The 24,619-nt window shown below is 74.1% G+C and carries 17 protein-coding genes; 6 read left to right on the top strand and 11 right to left on the bottom strand.

Annotation, left to right across the window (positions count from 1 at the left end):
- Positions 1-14: 14 nt before the first annotated feature.
- The 3 genes from ACFYVJ_RS09035 to ACFYVJ_RS09025 all read right to left on the bottom strand — a co-directional run bounded on the left by ACFYVJ_RS09035 (position 15) and on the right by ACFYVJ_RS09025 (position 4,088).
- Positions 15-785: a DUF2470 domain-containing protein gene (locus ACFYVJ_RS09035; protein WP_388888010.1), complete on the bottom strand. Its 771-nt coding sequence runs from the start codon at positions 783-785 to the stop codon at positions 15-17.
- 11 nt (positions 786-796) lie between these two features.
- Positions 797-1,810, bottom strand: a complete 1,014-nt coding sequence (locus tag ACFYVJ_RS09030; protein WP_388888007.1) for an ABC transporter substrate-binding protein — start codon at positions 1,808-1,810, stop codon at positions 797-799.
- 178 nt (positions 1,811-1,988) lie between these two features.
- The gene (locus ACFYVJ_RS09025; RefSeq protein WP_388888005.1) at positions 1,989-4,088 is read right to left on the bottom strand and encodes a PhoX family protein; all 2,100 of its coding nucleotides are present in this window, start codon (positions 4,086-4,088) and stop codon (positions 1,989-1,991) included.
- A 183-nt stretch (positions 4,089-4,271) separates the two neighbouring features.
- On the opposite strand from ACFYVJ_RS09025, the gene metG reads away from it, so the two are divergent.
- Positions 4,272-5,939 (top strand): methionine--tRNA ligase, encoded by a 1,668-nt coding sequence (gene metG / locus ACFYVJ_RS09020; protein ID WP_388888002.1) that lies wholly within the window; start codon positions 4,272-4,274, stop codon positions 5,937-5,939.
- A gap of 45 nt (positions 5,940-5,984) precedes the next feature.
- On the opposite strand, the gene ACFYVJ_RS09015 is transcribed toward metG, so the two are convergent.
- Positions 5,985-6,785 (bottom strand): helix-turn-helix domain-containing protein, encoded by an 801-nt coding sequence (locus tag ACFYVJ_RS09015; protein ID WP_388888000.1) that lies wholly within the window; start codon positions 6,783-6,785, stop codon positions 5,985-5,987.
- Positions 6,786-6,869: 84 nt separating this feature from the next.
- Between ACFYVJ_RS09015 and ACFYVJ_RS09010 the strand changes: the two genes are divergently transcribed.
- Positions 6,870-8,369, top strand: coding sequence for an MFS transporter (locus ACFYVJ_RS09010; protein ID WP_388887997.1), 1,500 nt, complete (start codon positions 6,870-6,872; stop codon positions 8,367-8,369).
- Between the two features lie 217 nt (positions 8,370-8,586).
- Here ACFYVJ_RS09010 and ACFYVJ_RS09005 read toward each other — a convergent pair whose 3' ends face one another.
- From ACFYVJ_RS09005 to ACFYVJ_RS08995, 3 genes are read right to left on the bottom strand one after another with little or no spacing between them, the layout of a single operon-like run.
- Positions 8,587-8,919 (bottom strand): type II toxin-antitoxin system PemK/MazF family toxin, encoded by a 333-nt coding sequence (locus ACFYVJ_RS09005; protein ID WP_388887995.1) that lies wholly within the window; start codon positions 8,917-8,919, stop codon positions 8,587-8,589.
- The gene (locus tag ACFYVJ_RS09000; RefSeq protein WP_388887992.1) at positions 8,916-9,116 is read right to left on the bottom strand and encodes a hypothetical protein; all 201 of its coding nucleotides are present in this window, start codon (positions 9,114-9,116) and stop codon (positions 8,916-8,918) included. The genes ACFYVJ_RS09005 and ACFYVJ_RS09000 overlap by 4 nt, the downstream gene beginning before the upstream one ends.
- 54 nt (positions 9,117-9,170) lie before the next feature.
- Positions 9,171-12,533 carry an ATP-binding protein gene (locus tag ACFYVJ_RS08995; protein ID WP_388887990.1) on the bottom strand — a complete coding sequence of 1,121 codons (3,363 nt, stop codon included), beginning with the start codon at positions 12,531-12,533 and terminating at the stop codon, positions 9,171-9,173.
- A gap of 324 nt (positions 12,534-12,857) precedes the next feature.
- Here ACFYVJ_RS08995 and rho point away from each other — a divergent pair, with 324 nt between their 5' ends.
- The gene (gene rho, locus ACFYVJ_RS08990) at positions 12,858-14,126 is read left to right on the top strand and encodes a transcription termination factor Rho (RefSeq protein WP_388887987.1); all 1,269 of its coding nucleotides are present in this window, start codon (positions 12,858-12,860) and stop codon (positions 14,124-14,126) included.
- A gap of 87 nt (positions 14,127-14,213) precedes the next feature.
- Here the strand turns inward: rho and ACFYVJ_RS08985 are convergent, their stop codons facing one another.
- Together ACFYVJ_RS08985 and ACFYVJ_RS08980 are read right to left on the bottom strand one after the other, a co-directional pair.
- Complete coding sequence (locus tag ACFYVJ_RS08985) at positions 14,214-16,811, bottom strand: ATP-dependent Clp protease ATP-binding subunit (RefSeq protein ID WP_388887984.1); 2,598 nt, start codon at positions 16,809-16,811, stop codon at positions 14,214-14,216.
- Positions 16,812-16,924: 113 nt separating this feature from the next.
- On the bottom strand, positions 16,925-17,533 hold the full coding sequence (locus ACFYVJ_RS08980) for a CGNR zinc finger domain-containing protein (RefSeq protein WP_388887982.1): 609 nt from the start codon (positions 17,531-17,533) through the stop codon (positions 16,925-16,927).
- 285 nt (positions 17,534-17,818) lie between these two features.
- Here ACFYVJ_RS08980 and ACFYVJ_RS08975 point away from each other — a divergent pair, with 285 nt between their 5' ends.
- Together ACFYVJ_RS08975 and ACFYVJ_RS08970 are read left to right on the top strand one after the other, a co-directional pair.
- The gene (locus ACFYVJ_RS08975) at positions 17,819-19,303 is read left to right on the top strand and encodes an MFS transporter (RefSeq protein ID WP_388887979.1); all 1,485 of its coding nucleotides are present in this window, start codon (positions 17,819-17,821) and stop codon (positions 19,301-19,303) included.
- Between the two features lie 162 nt (positions 19,304-19,465).
- The gene (locus ACFYVJ_RS08970; protein ID WP_388888557.1) at positions 19,466-20,269 is read left to right on the top strand and encodes an SAM-dependent methyltransferase; all 804 of its coding nucleotides are present in this window, start codon (positions 19,466-19,468) and stop codon (positions 20,267-20,269) included.
- 103 nt (positions 20,270-20,372) lie between these two features.
- On the opposite strand, the gene ACFYVJ_RS08965 is transcribed toward ACFYVJ_RS08970, so the two are convergent.
- Positions 20,373-21,599 carry a lipase family protein gene (locus tag ACFYVJ_RS08965; protein WP_388887976.1) on the bottom strand — a complete coding sequence of 409 codons (1,227 nt, stop codon included), beginning with the start codon at positions 21,597-21,599 and terminating at the stop codon, positions 20,373-20,375.
- 440 nt (positions 21,600-22,039) lie between these two features.
- Between ACFYVJ_RS08965 and ACFYVJ_RS08960 the strand changes: the two genes are divergently transcribed.
- Positions 22,040-22,906, top strand: a complete 867-nt coding sequence (locus ACFYVJ_RS08960; protein WP_388888554.1) for a D-alanyl-D-alanine carboxypeptidase family protein — start codon at positions 22,040-22,042, stop codon at positions 22,904-22,906.
- 87 nt (positions 22,907-22,993) lie between these two features.
- Here ACFYVJ_RS08960 and ACFYVJ_RS08955 read toward each other — a convergent pair whose 3' ends face one another.
- Positions 22,994-24,388: an SGNH/GDSL hydrolase family protein gene (locus ACFYVJ_RS08955; protein WP_388887974.1), complete on the bottom strand. Its 1,395-nt coding sequence runs from the start codon at positions 24,386-24,388 to the stop codon at positions 22,994-22,996.
- Positions 24,389-24,619: the final 231 nt, after the last annotated feature.

Genomic DNA, 24,619 nt, shown 5'->3' with positions numbered 1-24,619 from the left:
TGCCGTCCCGCTCCTCACCTGCGGCGGCGCGGGCAGTGGTGGGCGGCGTACAGCAGTGTCCGGATGGCCGGGCCCGCTTCTGCGGGGTCCTTGAGGGGGGTGGGGAAGGGGAGGCGGGTGTCGCGGTGGGTGCGGGGGTGTTCGAGGCGGAGGACCAGGCCGTAGCGGTCCAGCGCCAGCGGGTGGACGCGGACCACGCCGTGGAGCGCCGCCGGGTCGAGGAGCCGGGTCAGGGCGTCGACCGCGTCGCGGTGGGAGTCCGCCAGGTGCAGCAGCATCGCCGGCTCCTGTACGGCCAGCGGGTCGGGACCGGCCGTCGCCAGCTCCTCCGGGTCGACGACCGCCACCTCACCGTCCTCCGCCCCCGCGCCCGCCGCCACCAGCGCCTCCGCCGGGTCGAACCCCAGCACCAGCCGCTCCGGCTCCGGCTGTTCGGCCTCCGGCGCCAGCCACCCGGTCAGCGTCACCCGGGTCCGTACCCGGTCCCGTACCCCCACCGGCGCGATGTCCGTCAGATGCAGCCGCACCGGCAGATCGCCCGCGGGGGCGCAGACCACCCGCGCCGCGAGCGCGCTGTCCGCCGGCGGGCGCAGCCGCAGCAGCCACCCGCCGGGGCCCGGGGCCGTCGTGTGCAGGCCCACCAGATCGCAGCGGAGCCCGTCGGTCTCCAGCGTCAGCGAGCCCGCGGTCGCCAGGATCGTGCGCACCCGCTCCGCGGGCGCCGGCGCGGCGGTGCCGCCGCCCGCGTCCGCGCGGTCGGCACGTACGTCGTCGTGGAAAGCCATGACCCGCTCCCTCAGCCGAGCTTGCCGGCGTTCTCGATGGCGTCGGCCAGCCGCTCCAGCACGGGTGCGAACCCGCGGTAGCTGTAGCGCTCCTCCATCGACCAGGGCGTCGTCTGCCCGGCCTCGACGGCCGGGAGCCGGCTCCAGGTGGGCTTCTCGGCGAGCGCAGCGGGCGTCATGGCCTGGGTGCGGTTGTCGACCATGATCAGGTCGGCGTGGTACTTGTCGGTGTTCTCCCAGCTCAGGAACTCCCAGAAGCCGAACTCGTCGGACTTCTTCCCCTCCACCACGTCCACCCCGAGGTCCCGGAAGTAGTGCAGGTCGGTGTACGAGCCGGGGACGGCGACGTACATGTTGTCCTGGTCGCCGGTCATCGCCAGCACCTTGAGGCCGCGGTTCGCCTTCGCGGCCGAACGCAGCCGCTGCTCGGCGTCCTTGAAGCGCTTCTTGTCGGCCTCGGCCCGCGCGCCCGCGGTGTCGCCGCCGAGGGCCTTCGCCAGTTCCTCGTACCGCCGCAGCGGCTCCTTGAGGCTCGTGTGCGCGCCCTTGATGCCGATCGCGGGGGCGAGCGCGAAGATCTTCTTCCGGCTCTCCCCGGGGACGAACCACAGGTCGGGGGGCGGGAACATGTTGCTGATCAGCAACTCGGGGCCGAGTGAGGCGTACTTCTCGACGTTGAACTCCCCCCACGCCTCGCCGAGGCTCTCCAGCTCCGCCAGATCCAGGTCGCCCGCCTGCGGGTTGGGCTTGCCGTCGATCGGCTCGCTGGGGCCGAAGATCGCGGTGCAGGTCACGCCGTAGTCGTAGAGCGCGGCGGCGGAGCTGACGAACGCGACGATCTTCTCCGGGCGGCGGCCGGTCTCGGCCTTCTCGCCGCGGTCGTCGGTGAACGACCAGCCGCCGCCTGAGCCGCCGTTCGCCGTGTCGCCGCCGCAGGCGGCGAGCAGGGCGCCGATGCCGAGGGCGCCGGCCGAGGTGAGCAGGGTGCGGCGGGAGAGCGGGCTGGTCGGTGCGGTGGTGGCCAAGGCTGGGTTCCCCTCAGGCGGTCGACTTAGGTGAGGCTAACCTAATACGCTCGACCGGGGAACCCGGGCCGACGGCCCCGCGGCACGCCGACACGTGCGCGCGGAGCCGCCGGACCGTCGAACCGGAGGTTCTGCTACGGAACCGGAGGGTGTATCGGGGCCGCCCGCAGGGGAAGCGTCAGGCCCCGATGCGCCCGCCCCCGGTGCGCCAGACGTTGACGACCGCCGGGCGGTTGGGCTTGCCGGGGCCGTCGGGCCACGCCGAGCCCGGGTGCTCGTACGACGCGCCGTCGACCTCGCCCGGGTGCTGCACGGCGACCAGCACGCGGTCCTCCTGCACCACGGGGCCGCAGGTCTCCGCGCCCGTCGGCATGCTGAGGAACTGCTTCACCTGGCCCTCGTACCGCCCCGTGGTCGCCACGCCGAACAGCCCGTCGTGGTTGCCGAGGGCGTTGCCGTCGGTGGAGATCCACAGGTTGCCGTACGGGTCGAACGCCACGTTGTCCGGGCAGGAGATGGGGCTGACCTTGTCCTTCGGGAAGCCCGCGAAGTACGTCGACGGGTCCGCCGGGTCGCCGCAGACCAGGAACAGCCGCCAGCCGAAGCTGGTGGACGCCGGGTCGTCGCGCTTCTCGGTGAGCTCCAGGATGTGCCCGTGCTTGTTGGCGTTGCGCGGGTTGGCCTCGTCCGCCTTGGCGTTGGTGCCGGTGCCGCGGTTGGTGTTGTTCGTCAGCGCGACGTACACCTTGCCGCTGTTCGGGCTCGGCTCCACGTCCTCCGGGCGGTCCATCTTCGTCGCGCCGGCCTTGTCGGCGGCGAGGCGGGTGAAGACGTAGACCTCCTCGGCGGTCATGCCGGGGACGAAGCTGCGGTCGCCGCTGGCGAGTTTGATCCACTCGCCGGACCCGTCGAACTCGCCGTCCGCGGGCAGCTTGCCGGTGCCGTCGATCTCGGCGGCCGGGCTGTCGCCGGTGAGCTTGGCGACGTACAGCGTGCCCTCGTCGAGCAGCGTCATGTTGTGGGCCCGCGCCCAGCGGCTGTTGCCGCGCATCATGCGCTTGTCGGAGACGAACTTGTAGAGGTAGTCGAAGCGCTCGTCGTCACCGGAGTACGCGACCGCGCGGCCGTCGCGCGTCAGCCGGATGCTGGCGCCCTCGTGCTTGAAGCGGCCGAGCGCGGTGTGCTTGACGGGGGTCGAGTCCGGGTCGTACGGGTCGATCTCCACGACCCAGCCGAACCGGTGCGACTCCTGCGGCTCCTTGACGACGTCGAAGCGGTCGTCGAACTGCTCCCACTTGCGCTGCGAGGCGCCGCCGGAGAGGCCGTAGCGCGCGAGGCGCTGCTTGGCGACCGGGTCGGTGACGGAGCCGGCGTTGGCGAAGTACTGGTTGAAGTTCTCCTCGCCGGAGAGCACCGTGCCCCACGGGGTGGTGCCGCCGGCGCAGTTGTTGAGGGTGCCGAGGACGCGCCGGCCGGTGCGGTCCGCCGAGGTCTTGAGCAGGTCGCTGCCCGCGGCCGGGCCGCGCAGCTCGAACTCGGTGGTGGCGGTGATCCGGCGGTTCAGCGGGTGCCGCGGCACGGCGCGGAGGCTGCCGCCGCCCTTGCCCCGGCTGCCCTCCTCCTGGACGGCCACGACGGACATGCCGTGCGCGGCCCAGCCGATCTCGGCCTGCTCGCGGGTGACGTTCTCCGGGTCGTACCCGGGGAACATGAGCTGCTCGTCGGTGTACTCGTGGTTCGCCACCAGCAGTTGCCGGTCGCGCTCGCCGCGCAGCGGCAGCAGGGCGAGGAAGTCGTTGTTGTAGCCGAACTGGCCGGCCTGGGCGGCGGCCGACTGGCGGGCCGGGTCGAAGGCGGGGGCGCCGCGCAGGACGGGGTCGCCCCAGGCGATGACGACGTTCTGCTCGTAGCCGTCGGCCGCGGTGACGACGTCGTCGGTGTTGGGCGCGACCGCGTCGAAACGCAGGCCGCGGGCGGCGTCGCCGCCGGCGCCGCCGTTGCCGGGACCGCGGCCGAAGGTGCCGGCCGGCGAGGTCGGCGCGGCCGTCGCCGGGGCGGCCCCGACGATCCCCGCGCCGGCCGCCACCACGGTCACCGCGGCACCGGCGCGCAGCGCCCCGCGGCGGGAGACGGCGCGGGCGACGATGTCGCCGGCGTACTCGTTGTCGCTGGTGTTCGGTACCTCGTGGAAGCAGGCGTCGCCACAGCGGTAGCGACAGGTCATGGCCGAGCGCCCGCCCGGATGCGGCGAGCCGATGAGCGGCAGAAGTCTGCGCACGATCCCCTCCGGTTTCTGTGAGTTCGCGCCGGACGCTAGGCGCGTAGTCCCGCCGGGGAGCGAAGAGGACCTGAACTCCGGGTGAACCCGCGCCGGTGGGCATATGCGCGGCGTACGATGAGCGGTTCGTCACCGTACGTAATCGGATGAATGCGACGGTCCGCGGCCGTTAGGATTTCGACCATGGCGGCCACTGGATCTGAGAACCTTGACGCTGCGGAGCGTCGTACTCCCCACAAGGGTGGGGGTGAGCCGGGTGGGGGTGAGCCGGCGTTCTACGTCTCGACGCCCATCTACTACGTGAACGACGCTCCGCACCTGGGCCACGCCTATACGACCGTCGCAGGCGACGTGCTCACCCGCTGGCACCGCCAGCGCGGCGAGAAGGTGTGGTACCTCACCGGCACGGACGAGCACGGTCAGAAGATCATGCGCACCGCGGAGGCGCACGGCGTCACCCCGCAGGAGTGGTGCGACAAGCTGGTGGAGGAGGCGTGGAAGCCCCTCTGGGAGCACCTGGAGATCGCGAACGACGACTTCATCCGCACCACGGAGAAGCGGCACACGGACCGGGTGCAGGAGTTCGTCCAGGACCTGTACGACAAGGGCGAGATCTACCAGGGCGGCTACGAGGGCCCGTACTGCGTCGGCTGCGAGGAGTACAAGACCCCGGGCGAGCTGCTCGACGGCGAGGGCGAGTACGCGGGCCTGAAGCTCTGCCCCATCCACAAGACGCCGGTGGAGATGCTGAAGGAGGAGAACTACTTCTTCAAGCTCTCCGAGTACGGCCCGAAGCTACTGGAGTTCTACGAGGCCAACCCCGGCTTCGTCCAGCCCGAGTCGGCCCGTAACGAGGTCGTCAACTTCGTCCGGCAGGGCCTCAACGACCTGTCGATCTCCCGCTCCACCTTCGACTGGGGCGTGCGGGTCCCGTGGGACGACAAGCACGTGATCTACGTGTGGATCGACGCCCTGCTCAACTACGCGACCGCCGTGGGCTACGGCGCGGACGAGGCGAAGTTCGCGGGCACCTGGCCGGCGAACGTGCACCTCGTCGGCAAGGACATCCTCCGCTTCCACGCGGTGATCTGGCCGGCGATGCTGATGGCCAACGGGCTGCCGCTGCCGGGCAAGGTCTTCGCCAACGGCTGGCTGATGGTCGGCGGCGAGAAGATGTCGAAGTCCAACCTGACGGGCATCAAGCCGCAGGACCTCACGGACCACTTCGGCGTCGACGCGTACCGCTGGTACTTCCTGCGGGCCATCCAGTACGGCCAGGACGGCTCGTTCTCCTGGGAGGACTTCACCCACCGCTACACCAGCGAACTGGCCAACGACTTCGGCAACCTGGCCTCGCGCGTGGGCGCGATGACCGTCAAGTACTTCGACGGCGACCTCCCGGCGGCGACCGCGGCCGGGCCCGCGGAGCAGGTGATCGTCGACGGCCTGGCGCACGCGGCGGCGGAGGCGGACCGGCGGATCGGCGACGAGCTGGACTTCGCGGGGGGCATCGCGGCGGTCTTCGACTTCATCAAGAAGGTCAACCTGTACCTGACGGAGCAGGAGCCCTGGAAGGTCGCGAAGGACTCCTCGGACGAGGCCCAGGCCCGCCTGGCGACGATCCTCTACACCGCCGCGGAGGCCCTCCGCGCGGTGGCGGTCCTCCTGCACCCGGTGATGCCCACGACGTCCCGCCGGCTCTGGACCTCCCTGGGCGCCGAACCGGCCCTCGGCCCCCTGGCCGGCCAGCGCATCGCGGAGGCCGCCGACTGGGGCCGCCTCCCGGCAGGCGCCCGCGTCACGAAGGGCGCGATCCTCTTCCCGCGCCTGGAGGAGCCGAAGAAGTCCTGACCGCTACGGGCCCGCCGCCCCACCGGGCGCCGGGCCCGCCCGCGGTCAGGTGCCCGGGGCGCCGGTGGCGGGTGCGCCGAACGCCGCGTCGCCGTTGAGGTAGCGGCCCGGGGACGTGCCGACCGTGCGCCGGAACGCCGCGAGGAACGCGCTCGGCGTCGCGTATCCCACGGTGTGCGCGACCCGGGAGACGGGCTGGCCCTCGGCGAGGAGGGGCAGGGCGGCCCGCATCCGCAGATGGGTGCGCCAGCGGTCGAAGTTCATCCCGGTGTCGTCGACGAACAGCCGGGTCAGGGTGCGCCGGCTCACGCCGACGCTCCGCGCGTGCGCGTCCAGGCTCCTGGGGTCCGCGGGGTCGGCGAGGAGCGCGTCGGCCACCGCGCGGACGCGGTCGTCGGTGGCGCTCGGTACGTCGATGGGGGTGGCCGGCAGCGGGCGCAGGAGGTCCAGGACGACCGCCTCGGCCCGCAGCCGCGCGTCGTCGGCCAGGCCCTCGCCGCTGAGGTGGACGAACAGGTGGGCCAGCAGGCCGTCGACGCCGACCGGCGTGGGTTCCGTCCAGTCCAGGTCGCATCTGTCCGGTGCGAAGTAGAGGCTGCACAGCACCGCGTCGCGGGTCGCCCCGATCCGGTGGACGACCCCCGCGGGCAGCCACAGCGCCCGGGTGCGCGGCAGGACCCAGGAGGCGTCGCCGACGGCGACGCCCAGCACACCGCGCCGCGCCCAGGCCAACTGGTGCTGCGGGTGGCTGTGCGGGACGAACCACTGCCCGGACGCCAGGGGGAAGGTCCCGACGACGATGGCGCCCACCCCGACCGGGACGGCACCGAAGACGGCATCGGTCATGCCCCCCAGCGTATGTCCCCAATGCGACATGGCCTGGCCCGGTAGCGCATCGCGGCCAGCGAGCCGGGTGCCTAGCGTCGAGGTATGCCGACCGAATCCCCGCGCCCCGGGCGCGACCGCAGCATGACCGGCCCCGCCCCGCAGGACGGGCCGCCCGGCCCGGCGGCGGTGCCGCCGGCGGCCGGGCCCGGGGTCGCCGGGCGCCGCGGGCCGGCCCTGGTGGTCCTGTGCTTCGTGCAGTTCATGCTCGTCCTGGACGACAACGTGGTGAGCGTCGCGCTCCCCACCCTGCGCGACGACCTCGGCTTCAGCACCGCGGGGCTGGCGTGGGTCGTCAACGCCTACTTCCTCGCCTTCGGCGGGCTGTTGCTGCTCTTCGGCCGCATGGCCGACCTGCTGGGCCGCCGCCGCGTCTTCCTGACCGGCGTGGCCGTCTTCGGTGCGGCGAGCCTGGTCTGCGGGCTTGCGCAGGAGCCCTGGCAACTGGTGGCCGGGCGGTTCGCCCAGGGCGCGGGAGCGGCCATGGCCAGCCCCGCCGCGGTGGCGCTGATCGCGCTCCTGTACCCGGGTACCCGGGAGCGCGCCAGGGCCTTCGGCATCTGGGGCGGGATCGCGGGCCTGGGCGGTACGGCGGGCCTGGTGATCTCCGGAGCGCTGACCGGTCTCGCGTCCTGGCGCTGGATCTTCCTGATCAACCTGCCGGTGGCGCTGGCGGCCGTCGTGCTGCTCCCGCGCCTGGTGCCCGAGAGCCGCGCCGGACGCGCGGCCCGTCTCGACGTGCCCGGCGCGGTCCTGGGCACCGGCGCCCTCGTGGCCCTGGTCTACGGACTGCTGCGGACCGCCGAGTCGGGCTGGGGCGACCCGGGGGCCGCCGGGCCCCTGGTCCTCGCCGTCCTCCTGGCCGCCGCCTTCTTCGCGGTCGAGGCACGCACCGCCGAGCCGCTGGTGCCGCTGTCGTTCCTGGCCTTCCGGTTCCGCGCCGTGGCCAACGGGACGACCCTGCTGTTCTCCGCCGCCATGTACGCGATGGCCTTCCTGCTGATGGTGCACCTGCAGACCGTGCTGGACTACCGCCCGCTCACGGCCGGCCTCGCCTACCTCCCGTACGGCGGCGGCATCCTGATCGGCATGTGGCTCTCCTCCCGAGCCGTGACGAGGCTCGGCGCACGACCCGCCCTCGTGCTGTCGTTCCTGATCACCGCCGCCGGGCTGCTGCTGCTGGCCGGCGTGGCACCGAGCGACGGCTACGCCTCCGGGGTGCTGCCCGGCATGCTCGTCACGAGCCTCGGGTGCGGGCTGAGCCTGCCGGCACTGACCGTCGCGGCCCTCACCGGCACCACCGGCGAGGACGCCGGGCTCGGCTCGGCCGTCCTGACCTCGGTCCAGCAGGTCGGGGGCGCGGTGGGGGTGGCGGTCTTCGTCGGCCTGGCCACCCGGCGCCGCGACGCGCCGGCCGCGGGGCAAGACCCCCTGGACGCGGCGACGGAGGGCTTCTCCTTCGCGCTCACCACCGCTGCCGCCGTCCTCGTGCTGGGCGCCGCCCTCATAGCCGCCCTGCTCCGCGGTCCGGCGGCCAAAGCCTGACGGACGGGATGTGCAGGCGTCAGGGGCCGGTGTTCGTCGGGGGTGTGGTGCCGGGGAGCTTGAACGCGGCCCAGACGGCTTTGCCCGGGCCATTGCGTCGGAGGTCCCTCAGGTCACGCCACAACCGAACCAGCGCGTTGGCCTTGTCCATGGCCCGGCACCTCCTCCGGCTTTCGTACTCACGGCGCAGAGAAGACCGGGGAGCCCGGGAGCCGGGTCAGGTGTGCCAGGTGGAGAGGCCGAGGTAGCGGGCTACCGCTTGTTCCACCTCTGCCAGTTCGGCGTGGTCGAGGTAGTGGACCGGGTCGCCGTGGACGTATGACACGTCGACCGTGCGGATCTGGTCGACCAGCAGCCTCGTGCGCGTGCCCGCGACCTCCAGTTCGGGCCGGAAGGCGGCCGACTGCGCGGTCGTCGAGGTGGGGATGATGGTGGCCACGCTCCACGGCATGGCACTCGGGCTGAGGACCAGGCCGTAGCGGCGGCCCCGCTGTTCGTGCCCCCGTTTGGCGTCGCCCAGGTCAACGCGGTACATCGCACCGCGGATCACCAGGCATCCTCCTCGGCGGACAGGTCTTCGTCCTTCAGCCGTTCCGCGTCCTCGCGGGCCTGCGCAAGCCAGACCTCGCTTTCCAGCAGCCGCAGGGCCCGCCGGATCACGTCGCTCGTCCGCTCGCCCTCCCGCATGGCGGCTCTTATGATCCGCTCGTCCTCGTCCGTGGGACGGAATCCGATGGTTGCTGCCATGTCATCAGCATACCTCGGTGTCAAACAACTGTCGCGCAATTGTGGAACGACCGGTCACAGGCGCCAGGTGGGGGCCGGGTTCGGGGGATGGTAGGTGCAGGTGGTGCCGGTGGAGATCGTCTGCTTGAGGTGCTCGGCCAGGGCCGGGTGGCCCTTGGCGATCTTGCGGAGGGCGTCGCGGATGCGGGCGCCCACCGCCTTGCGGGCGCGTTCCGCCTCGTCGCCCAGGCGGCGGGGGCGGCCGGCGAGGCCGGCCGCGGCGCGGAGTTCGTCGAGGAGCGCCGCGCGTTCGCGGTCGTACGTCGCGGCGCGGGTGTCGTCGCCGGTGGCCGTGGCGTGGTCGATCTCCTCGTCCAGGAGCTCCAGGCGGCGCCGGTAGCGGGACTTGGCCTCGGCGTCCAGCACCGGGTCGCCGCCCAGGCGGTGGGCGGCGACCAGTTCCTCGCCGCCCTCCGGGTTGAGGAGGCGGACGGCGGGGACGTCGGTGCCGGGAGCGGCGAGGAGGCTGTGCAGGTCGCGCAGGCCCTTGGCGTCGGGGAGGTGCACGGTCCGGCCCGCGTAAGTCAGGGTCCACACCCTGCCGTCGTAGCGGAACTCCGCGGCCGGCGGCGGCTCCGGGGGCGGGGGCGGCTCCTGGGCCGGGGCCCTGGGCCGGTCCGGCTCCAGCCGCATGCCGAGGCGGGCCGCTTCCGCCGCCGTCTCCCGCGCCAGTTGCTCCGCCGCCGGGTCGCCCTGCTCCCGTAGCGCCCCCGCCAGGCCGTGCCGGGCCAGCACCGACCACGGGCGGGCCTGCATCAGGTCCGCCGAGCGGCGGGCCGCGCGGAAGCCGGCCGCGGCCGGGGCCCAGCGGCCCTCCGCCGCGTCGACCAGCGCCAGCCAGTAGTCGACGGGCCCGCTCATGTCCCAGCCGTAGACCGCGACGAGCCACTGCCCGCGGTACGGCGACAGCGCGTCCCGCACCGACGCGGCCAGCTCCGGATCCCGGGTCGCGGCCGCCGTCTCCGCCTGGAGCCGCAGCCAGAGCGGGAAGAAGCCGCGGTTCTGCTGCTCGTCCGTCGGCGGGCCCTCGGCGACCAGCCGCAGCGCGGGCTCCGGATCGCCGCGGCGCAGCTCCGCGAGCGCCTGCAGCCCGGCCGGGAAGCCGTGCCCGGCGGCGGTGAGCCTGCCCGCCGCCTCGGCCGCCTCCGCGTACCGGCCCTGGAGCATCCGGATCGTCCACCAGTGGTGGTCGAGCAGCTCGATCCAGTGCTCGTGCTCGTTGTCCCGGCCCATCTCCACGACCTGCGCGATGTGCCGCTCGGCGGCGTCGAAGTCGCCGCGCAGCGCCTCCACCAGGCTCTGGTCGATCACCAGGGTGTGGCGGATGCTGGGCACCTCGCTCCGCTCGGCGGCCTCGACGTAGCCGCGGTACGTGTGCGCGAAGCGCGGGTCGCCCAGCTCCAGCAGCGCCACCCAGCGCATCGCGACCGCCATGTGCCGCCCCGCGGGGTTGCCGGCCCGCTCGGCGAGCGTGATCAGCTCCTCCGTCAGCGCCAGCCGCTCGGCGGCCGTGCCCAGGCCCCAGATCGCGTTGTGCCTGGTCCACAGGCCGAAGCCCAGCTCCTCGTCGTCCTGGCCGCGGCGGGCGCTGACGGACAGGGTGATACTCAGCTCCGCCGCCATCTGGCCGGCCGTCAGCTCGCCCTCGTCCGGCCCCGCCGACTCGGGGTGGGAGCTGCGGGCCAGCGTGCGGTGGGCCTCGCGCAGCAGCAGGCGGTTGGCCTCGGCCTGGTCCTGGGGGACCGTCGCGCAGTAGCCCTCGGCGCTGAAGACACCGAGGGCGACGCGGGCCAGCATCTCGGGGTCGTCCTGCTCGCGCGCGGTGCGCACGGCGCCCTCGAAGAGCGGCCAGGCGTCGGTCGTCTTGCCCGCGTGCAGCAACGCGCCGCCCAGGTCGAGGGCCGTGAGCACCCGGCAGCGCGGCGACGCGGCGGCGGACCGCTCGTACGCCCGCCGCAGGTGCGAGACGACCTCCTCGAACGCCAGCCGGCTGCCGGCGTCCTGCCCGGCGTCCCGCAGCAGCCCCACGGCCTGCTCGGCGGGCAGCTCGTCGCCCGCTTCCCAGGCGTGCCGGGCGCGGTCGGCGGGGAAGACCTTCTCGCTCAGCGCGGGCGAGGAGTCCAGGGCGCGGACGACCGCGGCGTGCCGGCGGCGGGCCTCGGCGGGGTCCAGGCCCTCGTACAGCGTCTCGCGCACCAGGTCGTGCCCGAAGGCGAACAGGCCCGCGCCCCGGCCCACGACGAGCCGGGCGGCGACCGCGGTCTCCAGCAGCCGGTCGACGTACCCGGGCGGCCTGCCGACCGCGGCGGCCAGCACCTGGCGGTGGAACTCGCGGCCGAGCACCGCGGCGGCGACCAGCAGCTCGGCGACCGGCGCCGGCAGCAGTTGCAGCCGGCGCTGGAGCGCGTCCCGCACGCCGGGCGCCACGGCGTCCGCGGAGGCGCCGCCGGCCCACAGGCGGGCGGTCTGCTCGATGAAGAAGGGGTTGCCGCCCGTGCGCCGGTGCACCTCGGCGGCCAGCGCCGCGTCCGGGTCCCGGCCGGCGGTACGGGCCATGAGCCGGGCCGTACCGGTGCGGTCCAGGCCGGTGAGCGTGAGGGTGGTGGCCTTGGCGACCAGCGGCGCGATCTGGTCGCGCAGCGGGTGGCCGGGGGTGTCGACCTCGGCGTCCCGGTACGTGCCGATGAGCAGCAGCCGCTCGAACCAGGTGTGCTGCGCCGCGAACTCCAGCAGGCGCAGGGAGGCCGGGTCCGCCCAGTGCAGGTCGTCGAGGACGACGATGACGGGACGGGTGTGCGAGACGGCGACCAGGGCGGTGGTCACGGCGTCGGCGAGGTGGAAGCTGTCGGCGTACGTCCCGGCGGCGGCCGGGTCGGTGCCGGGCCCTGCCGGGGGGCCGGTGACGACGGCGGGTTCGGTGCCGTGCTGGGTGGCGCCGGGTGCCCCGTCGCGGTCCCTGTCGTGGTGCGGGCCCTGGTCGTCCCGTACGCGCCCGGCCGTCCCGCCGTGCTCGTGCGCTCCGCCGTGCTCGTGCCGCGCGCCCGCGGCCGGGTCCTCGCCCAGCAGCACGTCGAGCCCGCTGCCCGCCGCCTCGCGGGCCGCCGCCCACTCGGCCCCCGGCACGCCGCGCCGCAGCGCCCGTACGACCTGGACCCAGGGCCAGTAACCCGGGGCGCTGTCCGACGCCCAGCAGGAGCCGCCGAGCACCAGCGTCCCCCGCCGTCTCGCCTCCGCCACGGCGGCGGTGACCAGCGACGTCTTGCCGATGCCCGGCTCGCCCGTGACCAGCACGAGGCCCCCGTGGCTGTCCGCGGCCCGGTCGGCCTCGGCGCGCAGCACGCCCGCGGGATGGTCTCGTCCGATGAGTGCAGCAGTCATGTCCCTAGCACTGTGACACGCCCCTCTGACACCGGGGCAGCCCTTTTCACCGGGATGTGGCGCTAAGGCCCTGTTCAGCGGGCCGTTGCGGCGAAAGGGAATGGCCGGAGGGCGGGGGATGTTACTCTGACATCAGCACCGAGTCGCGCCCGCAGTCGGCGCCCGTGCTTCTTCACCACCGCGCTCCGGTTCTCCGTCGAGTCGCTGACTGACGCCGAGCGAGGTCGATTCATCTCTCTACGTGGCCGCGCGTGCCCAAGCCGCGCCTCTGCCGCACATCCCACACCCTTTGGAACCGCGACACCGTCCGTGAAAGGACCGTGCATGACTACTACGACACCCACCACAGCAGAAACCCCGGCGGCCGGCGCCGTCCGGGCCACCTCAGAACTCGCCGCGGTCGCCGGGGTGTTCGAGCCCGTGGGCAACCACGGCTTCCTGCGCGTCGGCAGCCTCCAGCCGGGCGACGACGACGTGCAGGTGCCGACGAACCTCGTCCGCCGCTTCGGCCTCCGCAAGGGCGACCTCGTGGAAGGCGGCGTCCTGCCGGCCGGCGGCCAGGCACCCAAGTCCGGCTCGGGGACGGGAACGGCCTCCGGCTCCGGGTCCGGCAAGCGCCGCGACCGCGACCGCGGGGCCGCCGCCGACCGGCGGGCGAAGGTCCCCGCCCTCGCCCGCGTCGACCGCGTCGCCGGCCTCGACCCCGAGGCCGCCGCCCGCCGCCCCCGCTTCGGCGACCTCGTCCCGCTCCACCCCACCGAGCGGCTCCGCCTGGAGACCCCCGCGGGCCGGCTCACCAACCGCGTCGTCGACCTCCTCGCCCCCGTCGGCAAGGGGCAGCGCGGGCTGATCGTCGCCCCGCCCAAGACCGGCAAGACGATCCTGCTCCAGCACCTCGCCGACGCCATCGCCGTCAACCACCCCGAGTGCCACCTGATGGTCGTACTCCTCGACGAACGCCCCGAGGAGGTCACCGACATGCAGCGCTCCGTACGCGCCGAGGTGATCTCCTCCACGTTCGACCGCCCCGCCCGCGAGCACGTCGCCGTCGCCGACATGGCCATCGAGCGCGCCAAGCGGATGGTCGAGGGCGGGCAGGACGTCGTGATCCTGCTGGACTCGCTGACCCGGCTGTGCCGCGCCGCCAACAACAGCGCCGGCGCCGGCGGCCGCACCCTCAGCGGCGGCGTGGACGCCTCCGCGCTGCTGATCCCCAAGAAGCTCTTCGGCGCCGCCCGCAACATCGAGGGCGGCGGCTCCCTGACGATCCTCGCCTCCGCGCTGGTCGAGACCGGCTCCCGCGCGGACGACTACTACTTCGAGGAGCTGAAGAGCACCGGCAACATGGAGCTGCGCCTCAGCCGCGCCCTCGCCGAGCGGCGCATCTTCCCCGCCGTCGACGTCCACGCCTCCGGCACCCGGCGCGAGGAACTCCTCGCCGCCCCCGGCGAGGTCGCCCTGCTGCACCGGCTCCGCCGGGTGCTCGGCGACCGCGACGCCGTGCAGAGCATGGAGCTGCTGCTGGAGCGGATGAAGGAGAGCGGCGGCAACGCGGAGTTCCTGCTGCGCCTGGGGCGTACGACACCGGCGTGACGCGGCCGGGGCGCGCGGGCGTACGGAGCCGGGTGGGCGCCCGGTGCGTACGACACGGACGCCCCGCGCCGCGCCGCCGCGACCCGCCTACGCCGCGTCCCGCAGCGCCGCCGGGCCCTCTCCCTCGCGTTCCACCTCGGCCTCCTCCGTCCTCGAGTCCTCCGGCCGTACGAGCGTGCACACCAGCTCGCCGCTGTCCCCGTCCAGGTCCGCCAGCACCGTGTCCCCGGGCCGTACCGAGCCGTCGAGCAGCAGGTTCGCGATCCGGTTGTCCAGCTCCCGCTGGAGCGTGCGGCGCAGCGGCCGGGCGCCGAACTCCGGCTGGTGCCCGAGCGCGACGAGGCGCTCCTTCGCCGCCTCCGTCACCTTCAGCTCGACCTCCTGCGCGCGCAGGCGCCGCCGGCTGCGGTCCAGCAGCAGGTCCACCACGGAGGACAGGTCCTCGGCCGTCAGGCCGTGGAAGATGATGACCTCGTCGATGCGGTTGAGGAACTCGGGCAGGAACTGCGCCCGCAGGTCCTCCATCAGGTCGTCGCGGATCTCGTCCACCCGGCCCTTGTGCGCCAGGATCCGCTGGGCGCCGACGTTCGACGTCATGATGACGACGGTGTTGCGGAAGTCGACCGTCCGCCCCTGCGCGTCCGTCAGCCGCCCGTCCTCCAGCACCTGGAGCAGCGCGGAGAAGATGTCCGGGTGCGCCTTCTCGATCTCGTCGAAGAGCAGCACGCTGTACGGGCGCCTGCGCACCTGCTCCGTCAACTGCCCGGCCTCCTCGTAGCCGACGTAGCCGGGCGGGGCGCCCAGCAGCCGCGAGACCGTGTGCCGCTCCTGGAACTCGCTCATATCGAAGCGGATCATCCGGTTCTCGTCGCCGAAGAGCAGGTCCGCCAGCGCCTTCGCCAGCTCGGTCTTGCCCACGCCGGTCGGGCCGAGGAAGAGGAACGAGCCCGTCGGCCGGTCCGGGTCGCTCATGCCGGCCCGCCCGCGGCGTACCGCCTCGGAGACCGCCACCACCGCCTCGTCCTGCCCGACGACCCGGTCGTGCAGCGCGTCCTCCAGCTTCAGCAGCTTGTCCTTCTCGCTCTCCGTCAACTGCGCGACGGGGATGCCGGTCGAGCGCGACAGCACCCCGGCGATGTCGTCCGCGGTCACCTCCATCACGCCCTCGCGCCGCTCCTCGACGCCCGCCAGTTCCGCCTCCGTCTCGGCGATCCGCTCCTTGATCCGCGACGCCTTCTCGTACTTCTCCGCCGCTACCGCCTCGTCCTTCTCCCGGCGCAGCTTCGCCAGCCGGTCCTCGCGGTCGACGGCCTCGGTGCTGCGGCCCATCGAGCGCAGCCGGACGCGGGCGCCCGCCTGGTCGACCAGGTCGATGGCCTTGTCCGGCAGGAAGCGGTCGGAGACGTAGCGGTCGGACAGCTCGGCGGCGGCGGCCAGGGCCTCGTCGGCGAAGCGGACCTGGTGGTGTGCCTCGTACGAGTCCCGCAGCCCTTCGAGGATCTGCACGGTCTCCGCGACGGTCGGCTCCGGCACCAGCACCGGCTGGAAGCGGCGCTCCAGCGCGGCGTCCTTCTCGACGTGCTTGCGGTACTCGTCGATCGTCGTCGCGCCGACGACGTGCAGCTCGCCCCGCGCGAGCGCGGGCTTGAGCATGTTGCCCGCGTCCATGGCGCCCTCGCCGCCGGATCCCGCGCCGACGACGGTGTGCAGCTCGTCGATGAAGAGGATCGTGCTGCTCTCGGTGTTCTTCACCTCCTCGATGACCTTCTTCAGCCGCTCCTCGAACTCGCCGCGGTACTTCGAGCCCGCGACCAGACCGGCCAGGTCCAGGCCGACGACGCGCTTGCCGGCGAGTGTCTGCGGCACGTCGCCGGACTCGATGCGCTGCGCCAGGCCCTCGACGATGGCGGTCTTGCCGACGCCGGGCTCGCCGATGAGGACCGGGTTGTTCTTGGTGCGGCGGGAGAGGATCTCGACGGTCTGCTCGATCTCCTCGGCGCGGCCCACGACGGGGTCGAGCCGGCCGGCGCGCGCCTCGGCGGTCATGTCGCGGCCGTACTCGTCGAGCGTCGGGGTCTCGCTCTGCGGCTGGGCACCGCCCTGGGCGCCCGGGCGGCCCGCGGCCGTGGCGGGGCCCGCGGCGTGGTGGGCGGTGGCGGCTTCCGCGCCGGTACGGAGCCGGTAGGTGTCCGTGCCGTACGCGCCGAGCAGCCGGGCGGCGCCGGCGTCCGGGTCGTCGAGGAGGGCGCCGAGGATGTGCTCGGGGCCGATGTACGACGTGCCGTTGGCCTGCGAACGGGCCACCGCGCCGCGGAGCACCCGCTTCGCGGCGGGCGTCAGCTCCGGCTCCGACGACGCGGCGCTCCCCTCCCCCGGCAGTGCCCCGGCGACGGCCCGGGCCAGTTCGTCGGGGTCGGCCCCGGCGTGGGCGAGGACGGAGCGCGCGGGGTCCACCTGGGTGCAGGCCCAGAGCAGGTGCTCGGTGTCGAGGTCGACGCTGCCGTCCTCCTCGGCGCGGCGCTGGGCGCGGCCGATCAGCTCGCGCGCGGAGTCGGTGAGGAGACGCCCGATGGGCACGCGCTGGACGGCGGGGGGCGAGGTGGCGGGGGACATGCCGAAGAACCGGTTGAGCAGCTCGGAGAACGGGTCGGAGGAGCCGTAGGAGCCGAGGGGGGAGAGGGACATAGGTGAGTCTCCGCGGCGGTGGGTGGGGTGGAGCCTGGGCCTCACCTCACTGAAACAAGAGCGGAGGAAGCGCGCAAACGGTACGAAGGGGGGTGGGGGTGGCCCGCGGCGGGTCAGGCGTCGGCTCGCTCCGCCTGCTCCGCCTGCTCTGCCTGTGCCGCCTGTGCCGCGCGGCGGCGGCGGTGGGCGGCGACGCGCGTACGGGAGGCGCAGGCCGGGGAGCAGTAGCGGCGGGCGCTGCCGGGGCCGATGCCGAGGTAGAGGACGGTGCAGTCGGGGGCGGCGCACTCGCCCCAGGCCGGCTGTCCGTACTCGGTGAGGATCTGCGCCAGCGCGAGGGCGCCGGAGGCGAGGAACCAGTCGGCCCAGCCGGCGTCGTCGCCGCGGTCGACGTGCAGGTGCCAGGGGTGGTCGCCGTGCCGGGAGAGCCTCGGCCGGGCGCCGCACTCCGCGAACACGTCGTTGAGCGCGGCGGCGGCGCGGTCGGGGTCGGGCTCGGTGAGCACGGCGGTCATGCGCCGGGCGGCACCGCGCAGGGCGTCGGCGTCGGCGTCGGAGAAGGCGCCGGGCGCGAGGTCGGCGGGGGTCTCGCCGTGGGCGGCGAGGAGCCGGGCGAGGTCGGCGCGGGGGATGCGGGGGTCGCGGCGGACGGCGTTGGCGAGGTCGAGGAGCCGCTGCGCGGGGCGGAAGCCGTGGCCGGGGGGTGGGGGCGGCGGGGGCATCGGGAGCTCCTGGGCTGGGGCGGACTGGGCGGACCGGCGGGTCGACGGTAGTGTAACGTCTTGATGCAATAAGCCGTTACGAAGAGCGGTGCTCTGCGGCACGAGCGGTGCTCTGGGGCGGTGCTCCGTGTCGAGATCGCCGCTCTCGGGCGAGATCAGTGCTCTCTAGCGTGAGCGGCGATCTCGTGCGAGAGCACCGCTCCATGCGCAGGTCACTGCTCTACGCGGACGGGGCCTGCGGCGACGGATGGCGGGGCCGGACGGCGAGGCAGGGGAGACGGGGCGATGGGGCCGGGCGTGCGGGGGTATCTGGCCATTGCCACCTGTGCCCGGCTCGCCGATGACGGGATGGCCGTCTCCGTCACGTTGCTCGCCCTCCACCGGACCGGCAGCGCCGCGCAGGGTGCCGCGGTGCTCGCGGCGTGGATGGCGCCGCACGCCGTCGCCGCCCCGCTGACCGGGGCGCTCGCCGCGCGGGCGCGCGGTGCGGGTGCGGCGTTCCACGTTGCCGCGCTCGGCGTCTTCGCCGCCGCGATCGCGGGTGTCGCCCTCACGCTCGGCCGCGCCCCCGTGCCGGTGGTGCTGGCGGTGGCGGCGCTCGGCGGCTGCTGCGGCCCGATGGTCACCGGCGGTCTGTCGAGCCTGCTCGCGGGGCTGGTCCCCGGCACCGCCGCCCGCGCCCGCGCGTACGCCCTGGACGCGGCCACGTACAACGCGGCGGGCATCGCCGCCCCCGCCGCGGTGACGGCGACGGCGGGCGTGTGGGGCCCGGGCCCGGCGATGGCGACCCTGGCCGTGTCGGCGGCGGGCGCCGCGGGCCTCGCCACGACCCTCCGGGCGCCGCGACCGGCCGTGGAGGCGCCCAAGGCCGCTCCGAATGACGGGACTTCGGCAGCGGCGGGCGCGGGCGCGGACGTCGGGGAGACAGGGGAGGCGGGCGACGGCCTCCGGCGTCGGCGTGGGCGCGGCGCCGGGGGCGACCCGGCTTCGCCGGTCGTGCCGGGCGGCTCTCCGTCGCCTTGCGGCGGGGAGTCCGAGTCCACCGGTGGCCGCCCGGCGGTGCGCGGTGGTTGGCCGCTGCGGAGGCGCATCGCCGCTCGCGGCGCCTCCGCCCGCCGCCCCTCCGCCCGCCGCGCGCCCCGGGGCCGTTCCTCGCTCTGGCGTGAACTGCAAGCCGGGCTGCGGGTGCTGTGGGAGATACCCGCCCTGCGGGGGATCACCGCCGCCACCTCCCTCGCCTTCGTCGGTGTCGGCGGCCTCGCCCCCGCCGCCGTGCTGCTCGCCGACCAGCGCGGCTACCCCGGCGGTGGCGGCGTGCTGCTCACCGTGCTGGCCGCCGGGGCGCTCGTCGGGGCGCTGGCCGCCGCGCGGCGCGGGCCGGGGGTGTCAGACGTGCGGCTCGCCGTCGTGTGCCTCGTCGGTACGGGGGTGGCGCTCCTCGGCGCCGCCGCGTCCGGCCCGTACCCGCTGTGCGTGGCGCTCTTCGGGCTCGCCGGGCTCTGCGACGGGCCGCTGCTCGCCGCCACCCTGCGGATCCGCGCCGACCACGCGCCGCCCGCCGTGCGGACCCAGGTCTTCACCCTCGGCGCCGGGCTCAAGACCACCGCCGCCTCCGCCGGTGCCGCGCTCACCGCTGCCGCGGCCGCCGCGCTCCCGCCGGCCCAGCTCCTCGCCGCTCTCGCCGCGTTCCAGCTCGCCGGTGCCACGCTGCTGCGCGGAACCTCTCGTTCCGTACGCGCGCAAGCGCCCCCGGAACAACCGGGGTCCTGAGCGGGCGAGTTCGCTCAACTTATGGTCACTGTCCGTAAGTTGGCCGGTAGGGTTCGTGGGCGAAGGGGCCCCTCCGGGGCCCGGTCGCGGGGCCCACGGCGTCTCCGCGGCGGCGCCCGGGGCGGACGTGCCCCGGTGTGCCGCCTGTCGGAGCAGAAGGAGTTGGCCGTGTCGCAGCCCTCGAAACCCCCGGTGATCGATTCCAGCGTGCCGTCGTCGCCGCGGATCTGGAACTTCTGGATGGGCGGCAAGGACAACTATCCGGTCGACAAGGCGGTCGGCGAGCAGGGCCTGGCGATCGACCCGGACATCGGCACGATGGCCAAGGCGTCGCGCGGCTTCCTGATCCGCGCCGTCGCCCACCTGGCGCGGGAGGCGGGGGTGCGGCAGTTCCTCGACGTCGGCACGGGGCTGCCGGCGTCCGAGAACACCCACGAGGTCGCCCAGAAGATCGCGCCGGAGTCGCGGGTCGTGTACGTCGACAACGACCCGTCGGTGCTGCGGCACGCGGCGGCGCTGCTCCAGCCGGTGAGCGCGGAGGGCACGGTCGCGTACATCGACTGCGACTTCCACGACCCGGAGCGGATCGTCGAAGAGGCCCGGCAGACGCTGGACTTCGGCGAGCCGGTCGCCGTGATGTTCATGGGCGTCCTCGGCCACGCCCGCAGCTACGCCGACATGCAGCGCATCGTGCGGACGGTGACGGGCGCGGTGCCGAGCGGCAGCCACCTGGTCCTGTGGGACGGCACCGTCGACAGCAAGTCGTACGTGGCGCTGTGCGAGGAGTACGCCAAGGGCAGCCCGGATCCGTACTACCCGCGGACCCAGGCCGAGATCAGCGCGTGCTTCGAGGGCCTGGAGTTCGTCGAGCCGGGGTTCGGCAAGATCGCCGACTGGCATCCCGAGCCGGCCGCGGAGGAGCGGCCGGAGGTCGCCGCGTACGGCGGTGTGGCGCGCAAGCCCTGACCTCGTCAGGGCCGGCGCCGTCGGCCGCGTCGTGGGACGCCCGTTGCGGGCGCCCCACGACGGTCCCGGGCCGTACCGCCCGGGGCCCGGGTGCCTCGGCGGCTCAGCAGTCGTCCGGCGCCGGCTTGCCGGCCAGGCGGCCTTCGAGCCAGCCGTACGCCGCCGGGTACGACGCCACCGCGCCGCCCACGTGCGTCGGCGCGACGTTCGTCGAGAAGTCCACGGTCGCGCCCTTCGCGCACCAGTCGGCGACCAGTTTCTTCCCGACCCCGTACGGGATCACGTCGTCCAGCATGCTGTGCGAGACGAAGACCGGAACCTCCGGCTTCCGCACGCCGATCCGCTGCTCCTCCACCACCTCGCGCCACGGCGAGGCGTCCATGTAGTCGGTGATCGGCCGGCCGTCGGCGGTCAGCGTCTTCGACTGGAGGAAGGGATAGCGCAGCACGGCCTCGGCCGTGCACGTCTCCGCCGCCTCGGCCATGACCTGCCGGCCGCGGTCGTTGAGGTACGGGCCGAGGTCGAGGTCCGAGCCCTCGGCGAGTCCGGCGACGGCGAAGCCGAGGAACGCGGCGTAGAGCGAGCCGTCGAGGTTGCGCCCGACCGCGGCCAGGTCCGCGGGTACCGCGCCCGCCGCGACGCCCCTGACGTCGAGATCCGGGGCGTAGGAGCGGGCGAGTTCGGCGGCGGAGGCGGCCGCGCCGCCGCCCTGGGAGTAGCCGTAGACGGCGACGGGGCCGTCGTCGGGGAGGCCGGCGGCGGGCAGGCGCTGCGCGGCGCGGACGGAGTCGAGGACGGCCTGGCCCTGGACGGCGCGGTTCATGTACGTGTGCAGGCCGGGGGTGCCGAGCCCCTCGTAGTCGGTCATGGCGACGCCGTAGCCGCGGGCGAGGAGGCCCTTGACGAACAGGCCCTCGTACTCGGTGCCGTTGGCCAACTGGCGCGAGGGCGCGCACTGGTCGCCGAGGCCCTGGGTGCCCGCGGCGTACCCGATGACGGGGCGCTCGCCGGGCCCGGTCCAGGCGGACCTGGGGGTGATGACCGTGCCGGTGACGGCGACGGGCGCGCCGTGGCCGTCGGTGGAGCGGTACATGACGCGCAGGACGTTCGCGTCGACCTTGAGCACCTTGAGCGGGTCGAGGTAGTAGACGGACGGTTCGGCGCGGATGACGTCGCCGTCGGCCGCGGGGAGCGTGGCGGGCGGTTCGTAGAACGGCGGCCGCTCGGCCGCGGAGGCGGCGGTGAGCGGGAGGGCGACGGCGGCGGCTACCGCCGCGGCGGTGGTGCCGGCGAGCGTGCCGAAGGCACGCCGGAGGGTACGGCCATGCATGCGGGCAACTCCTCGGTGGGCGACTCTGCCAACTGAAGTTACTGACTTGTCAGTAAGAAAGCGCGGACTCCGCGTACATGTCAACCCTCCGCGCACACGCCGTGCGTACCGCGCCGTACGCCCGGCCCGTGCACCCCCGCCGGCGCCACGGGAGTATCCGTACGCCCCTTCCCGGCGCGCGAAAATCACGCCTATCGTCGTACATCCATCGGGCCCCCTCGTGAGTCAGGAGAAGAGCGGCGCAGCCGCCGCGCCCGCCGTGACCTTCACGCCGGCGCCGCGCGCAGCGCGCAAGCGTGCCGCTCAACGACATTCGAAGCATCGGAGCAACTGCCTTGACAACAACAGAACACAGCGTCCGCCCGCGCCGCACGGGCACCCGGTTCCGCAAGGTGACGGCCGGGGTCGTGACCGCGGGGGCCCTGCTGGCCGTGGCGCCGATGGCGGCCCCGGCGAGCGCGGCCGAGGCCGCCGCCGCGCCCACGGTCTCCGCCAAGGGCGCGTTCCTGATGGACGGGTCGACGGGCGCGAAGGTGTTCGGCAAGGGGTCCGACACCAAGCGGCAGATCGCCAGCACCACGAAGATCATGACCGCGCGCGTGGTCTTCAGCCAGCCGAACCTGAACCTCGACAAAAAGGTCACCATCAAGCAGGCGTACCGCGACTACGTCGTCAACAGGGGCGCCAGCACCGCCGATCTGAAGACCGGCGACAAGGTCTCCGTCGGCACCCTGCTGTACGCGATGATGCTCCCGTCCGGCTGCGACGCCGCGTACGCGCTGGCCGACACCTACGGCTCGGGCAGCACGACGTCGGCGCGGGTGAAGTCATTCATCAAGAAGATGAACAGCAAGGCCGACTTCCTCGGGATGACGAACACCCACTTCGACTCGTTCGACGGCGTCTCGTCCACCGGGAACAACTACTCGACGCCGCGCGACATGGCGAAGCTGGCGAAGAGCGCGTACGGCTACTCCGGCAAGTTCCGCGAGATCATCTCCAAGACGAAGGCCGTGCGCTACGCCACCGCGAGCAACGGCAACCGCCGCACCTACACCTGGTACAACACCAACCAGCTCCTCGGCTCGTACAGCGGCGCCAACGGCATGAAGACCGGCACCACCACGCCGGCGGGCCCGTGCCTCGTCTTCACCGCCAAGCGCGACGGCAAGACGTACATCGGCGTGGTCCTCAACGCCAGCGACCGCTACAAGGACGCGGCCAAGCTCCTGGACTACGGCTTCGGCACGCGCACCGCGAGCACGATGCAGCTCCGCAAGCTCCCGGAGAACGCCCAGCGGGACTGATCCGCGAGTACGTACGGAACGAGGGCCGGCCGGCGGTGACGCCGGCCGGCCCTCATGCGCCCGGCGGAGATGCGCGCCGGGTGCCGCTCAGGTGAACAGGTCCAGCGGGACCGCCGCCGCCATCGCCGCCATCCCCGCGTCGTTCGGGTGCAGCCCGTCGCCGCTGTCGTACGCCGCGAGCAGCCGCCGCGGCTGGGCCGGGTCGCGGGTGGCCGCGTCGAAGTCGACGGTGCCGTCGTATTCGCCCGCGGTGCGGATCCAGTCGTTCACCGTCTGCCGGACCTCTTCGCGCTCCGGGGTGTAGAAGCCGAGGTCGTCGCCCTCCACCGGCAGCACCGTCGCGCCGTGGATGCGCAGCCCGCGGGCGTGGGCCTGGCGGATGAGGCTGCGGTGGCCGTTGATGAGGTCGGCGGCGGTGACCTCCTCGTCGCGGGGGGCGTCGCGGCCCGGGTGGCCGAGGTCGTTGATGCCGAGGAGCACGACGACGTGCCGGGCGGCCGGCTGGTCCAGTACGTCGGTCGCGAAGCGGCGGATGCCGGCCTCGCCGAAGTACGGGGCGTAGTTCTCCGCGTTGGACCCGGGCGGCGGGTTGGGGTCGCGGAGCAGGCGGTTGCCGCCGATGCCGGCGTTGAGGACGCCGGTGCCGGTGCGGCCGGCCTCGTCGCGGAGGCGGCGGGCGAGCACGTCGGGCCAGCGGCGGTTGGCGCCGACGGTGGTGGCGGAGCCGTCGGTGATGGAGTCGCCGAAGGCGACTATCGCCTGGCGGGAGCCGGTGCCGGCGCCCGCGCCGGTACCGGGGGCGGCGCCGGTGACGGCGATGCCGGCGAGGAAGTACCAGCTCGTGACGGTGCGCTGGGCGTCGACGGCCGGTTTGGCGGCGACGTTCCCGGCGGCGACGTAGTTCCGCTGGAACGCCGACCTGTGCACCGTGTCGGCCGGTGTCGGCCGCGGCAGGTAGACGCTGACGGCGAGGTCCGCGGCGGTCGGTACGTCCAGCGACACCGGGTCGCTCCACCGCCGGGTGCCGGGCGCCAGCGTCACCGACGTACGGCCGCCGAAGCGCACCGCGCGGTCGGTGCCGGGGACGACGGCGGTGCCGTCGCCGGGGACCGAGTGCCCGACGCGGACCTCGCCGACGACCAGCGGCTCGGTGCCGTACCGGTTGGTGAGGCGGATGCGGAGCGCACGGCCGCCGGCGCTGGTGTGGACGACCTGGCGCAGGGTCTGGTCGGCGAAGGCGGTGCCGTCGGCCGCGGGCACCTTCGTCTCGGCGCAGGCCCAGGTGCCGGTCCAGGCCCGGCCCTGCGCGCCGTCCGCCGCCCCGTCGGCCGCGGCGGCGGCGGAGGCGGTGAGCGCCTGCCACGTACCGGCGAGGACGGGGGTGGCGGCGACGGCCACGGCCGCACGGCCGAGGCTGCGTCTGCTGGGGCCCCGGGCGGCGTCATGGCCGTGATCCGGTGGCGGGGTGGCTTCTACGGGCACGTGCGTACCTCCCGGCTCGGCGGTCGGGCACGCCCGGCGGCCCGCCGTCGAACGGCGGTCGATGGGGCTGTCCGACCGGCTGAGAAACCAAACGGAAGGAAGGTACGGCTGCTCAGAGCGGCGGTCAACGGTGCCGAGCGGGCCGGAAGTTGCCGCGTGTCGCCGCCATAGAAAGCCCTTGCTGGTGAGGGGGTGTAGACCGGCGTGCTGATCCTCGGGGTATTTGTTGGT

It is taken from the genome of Streptomyces sp. NPDC004134 (assembly GCF_042874195.1).
In the GTDB taxonomy this organism is placed as follows: domain Bacteria; phylum Actinomycetota; class Actinomycetes; order Streptomycetales; family Streptomycetaceae; genus Streptomyces.
Note: the sequence above shows the minus strand (reverse complement) of the source record. Positions and strands in the feature narration are given on the sequence as shown.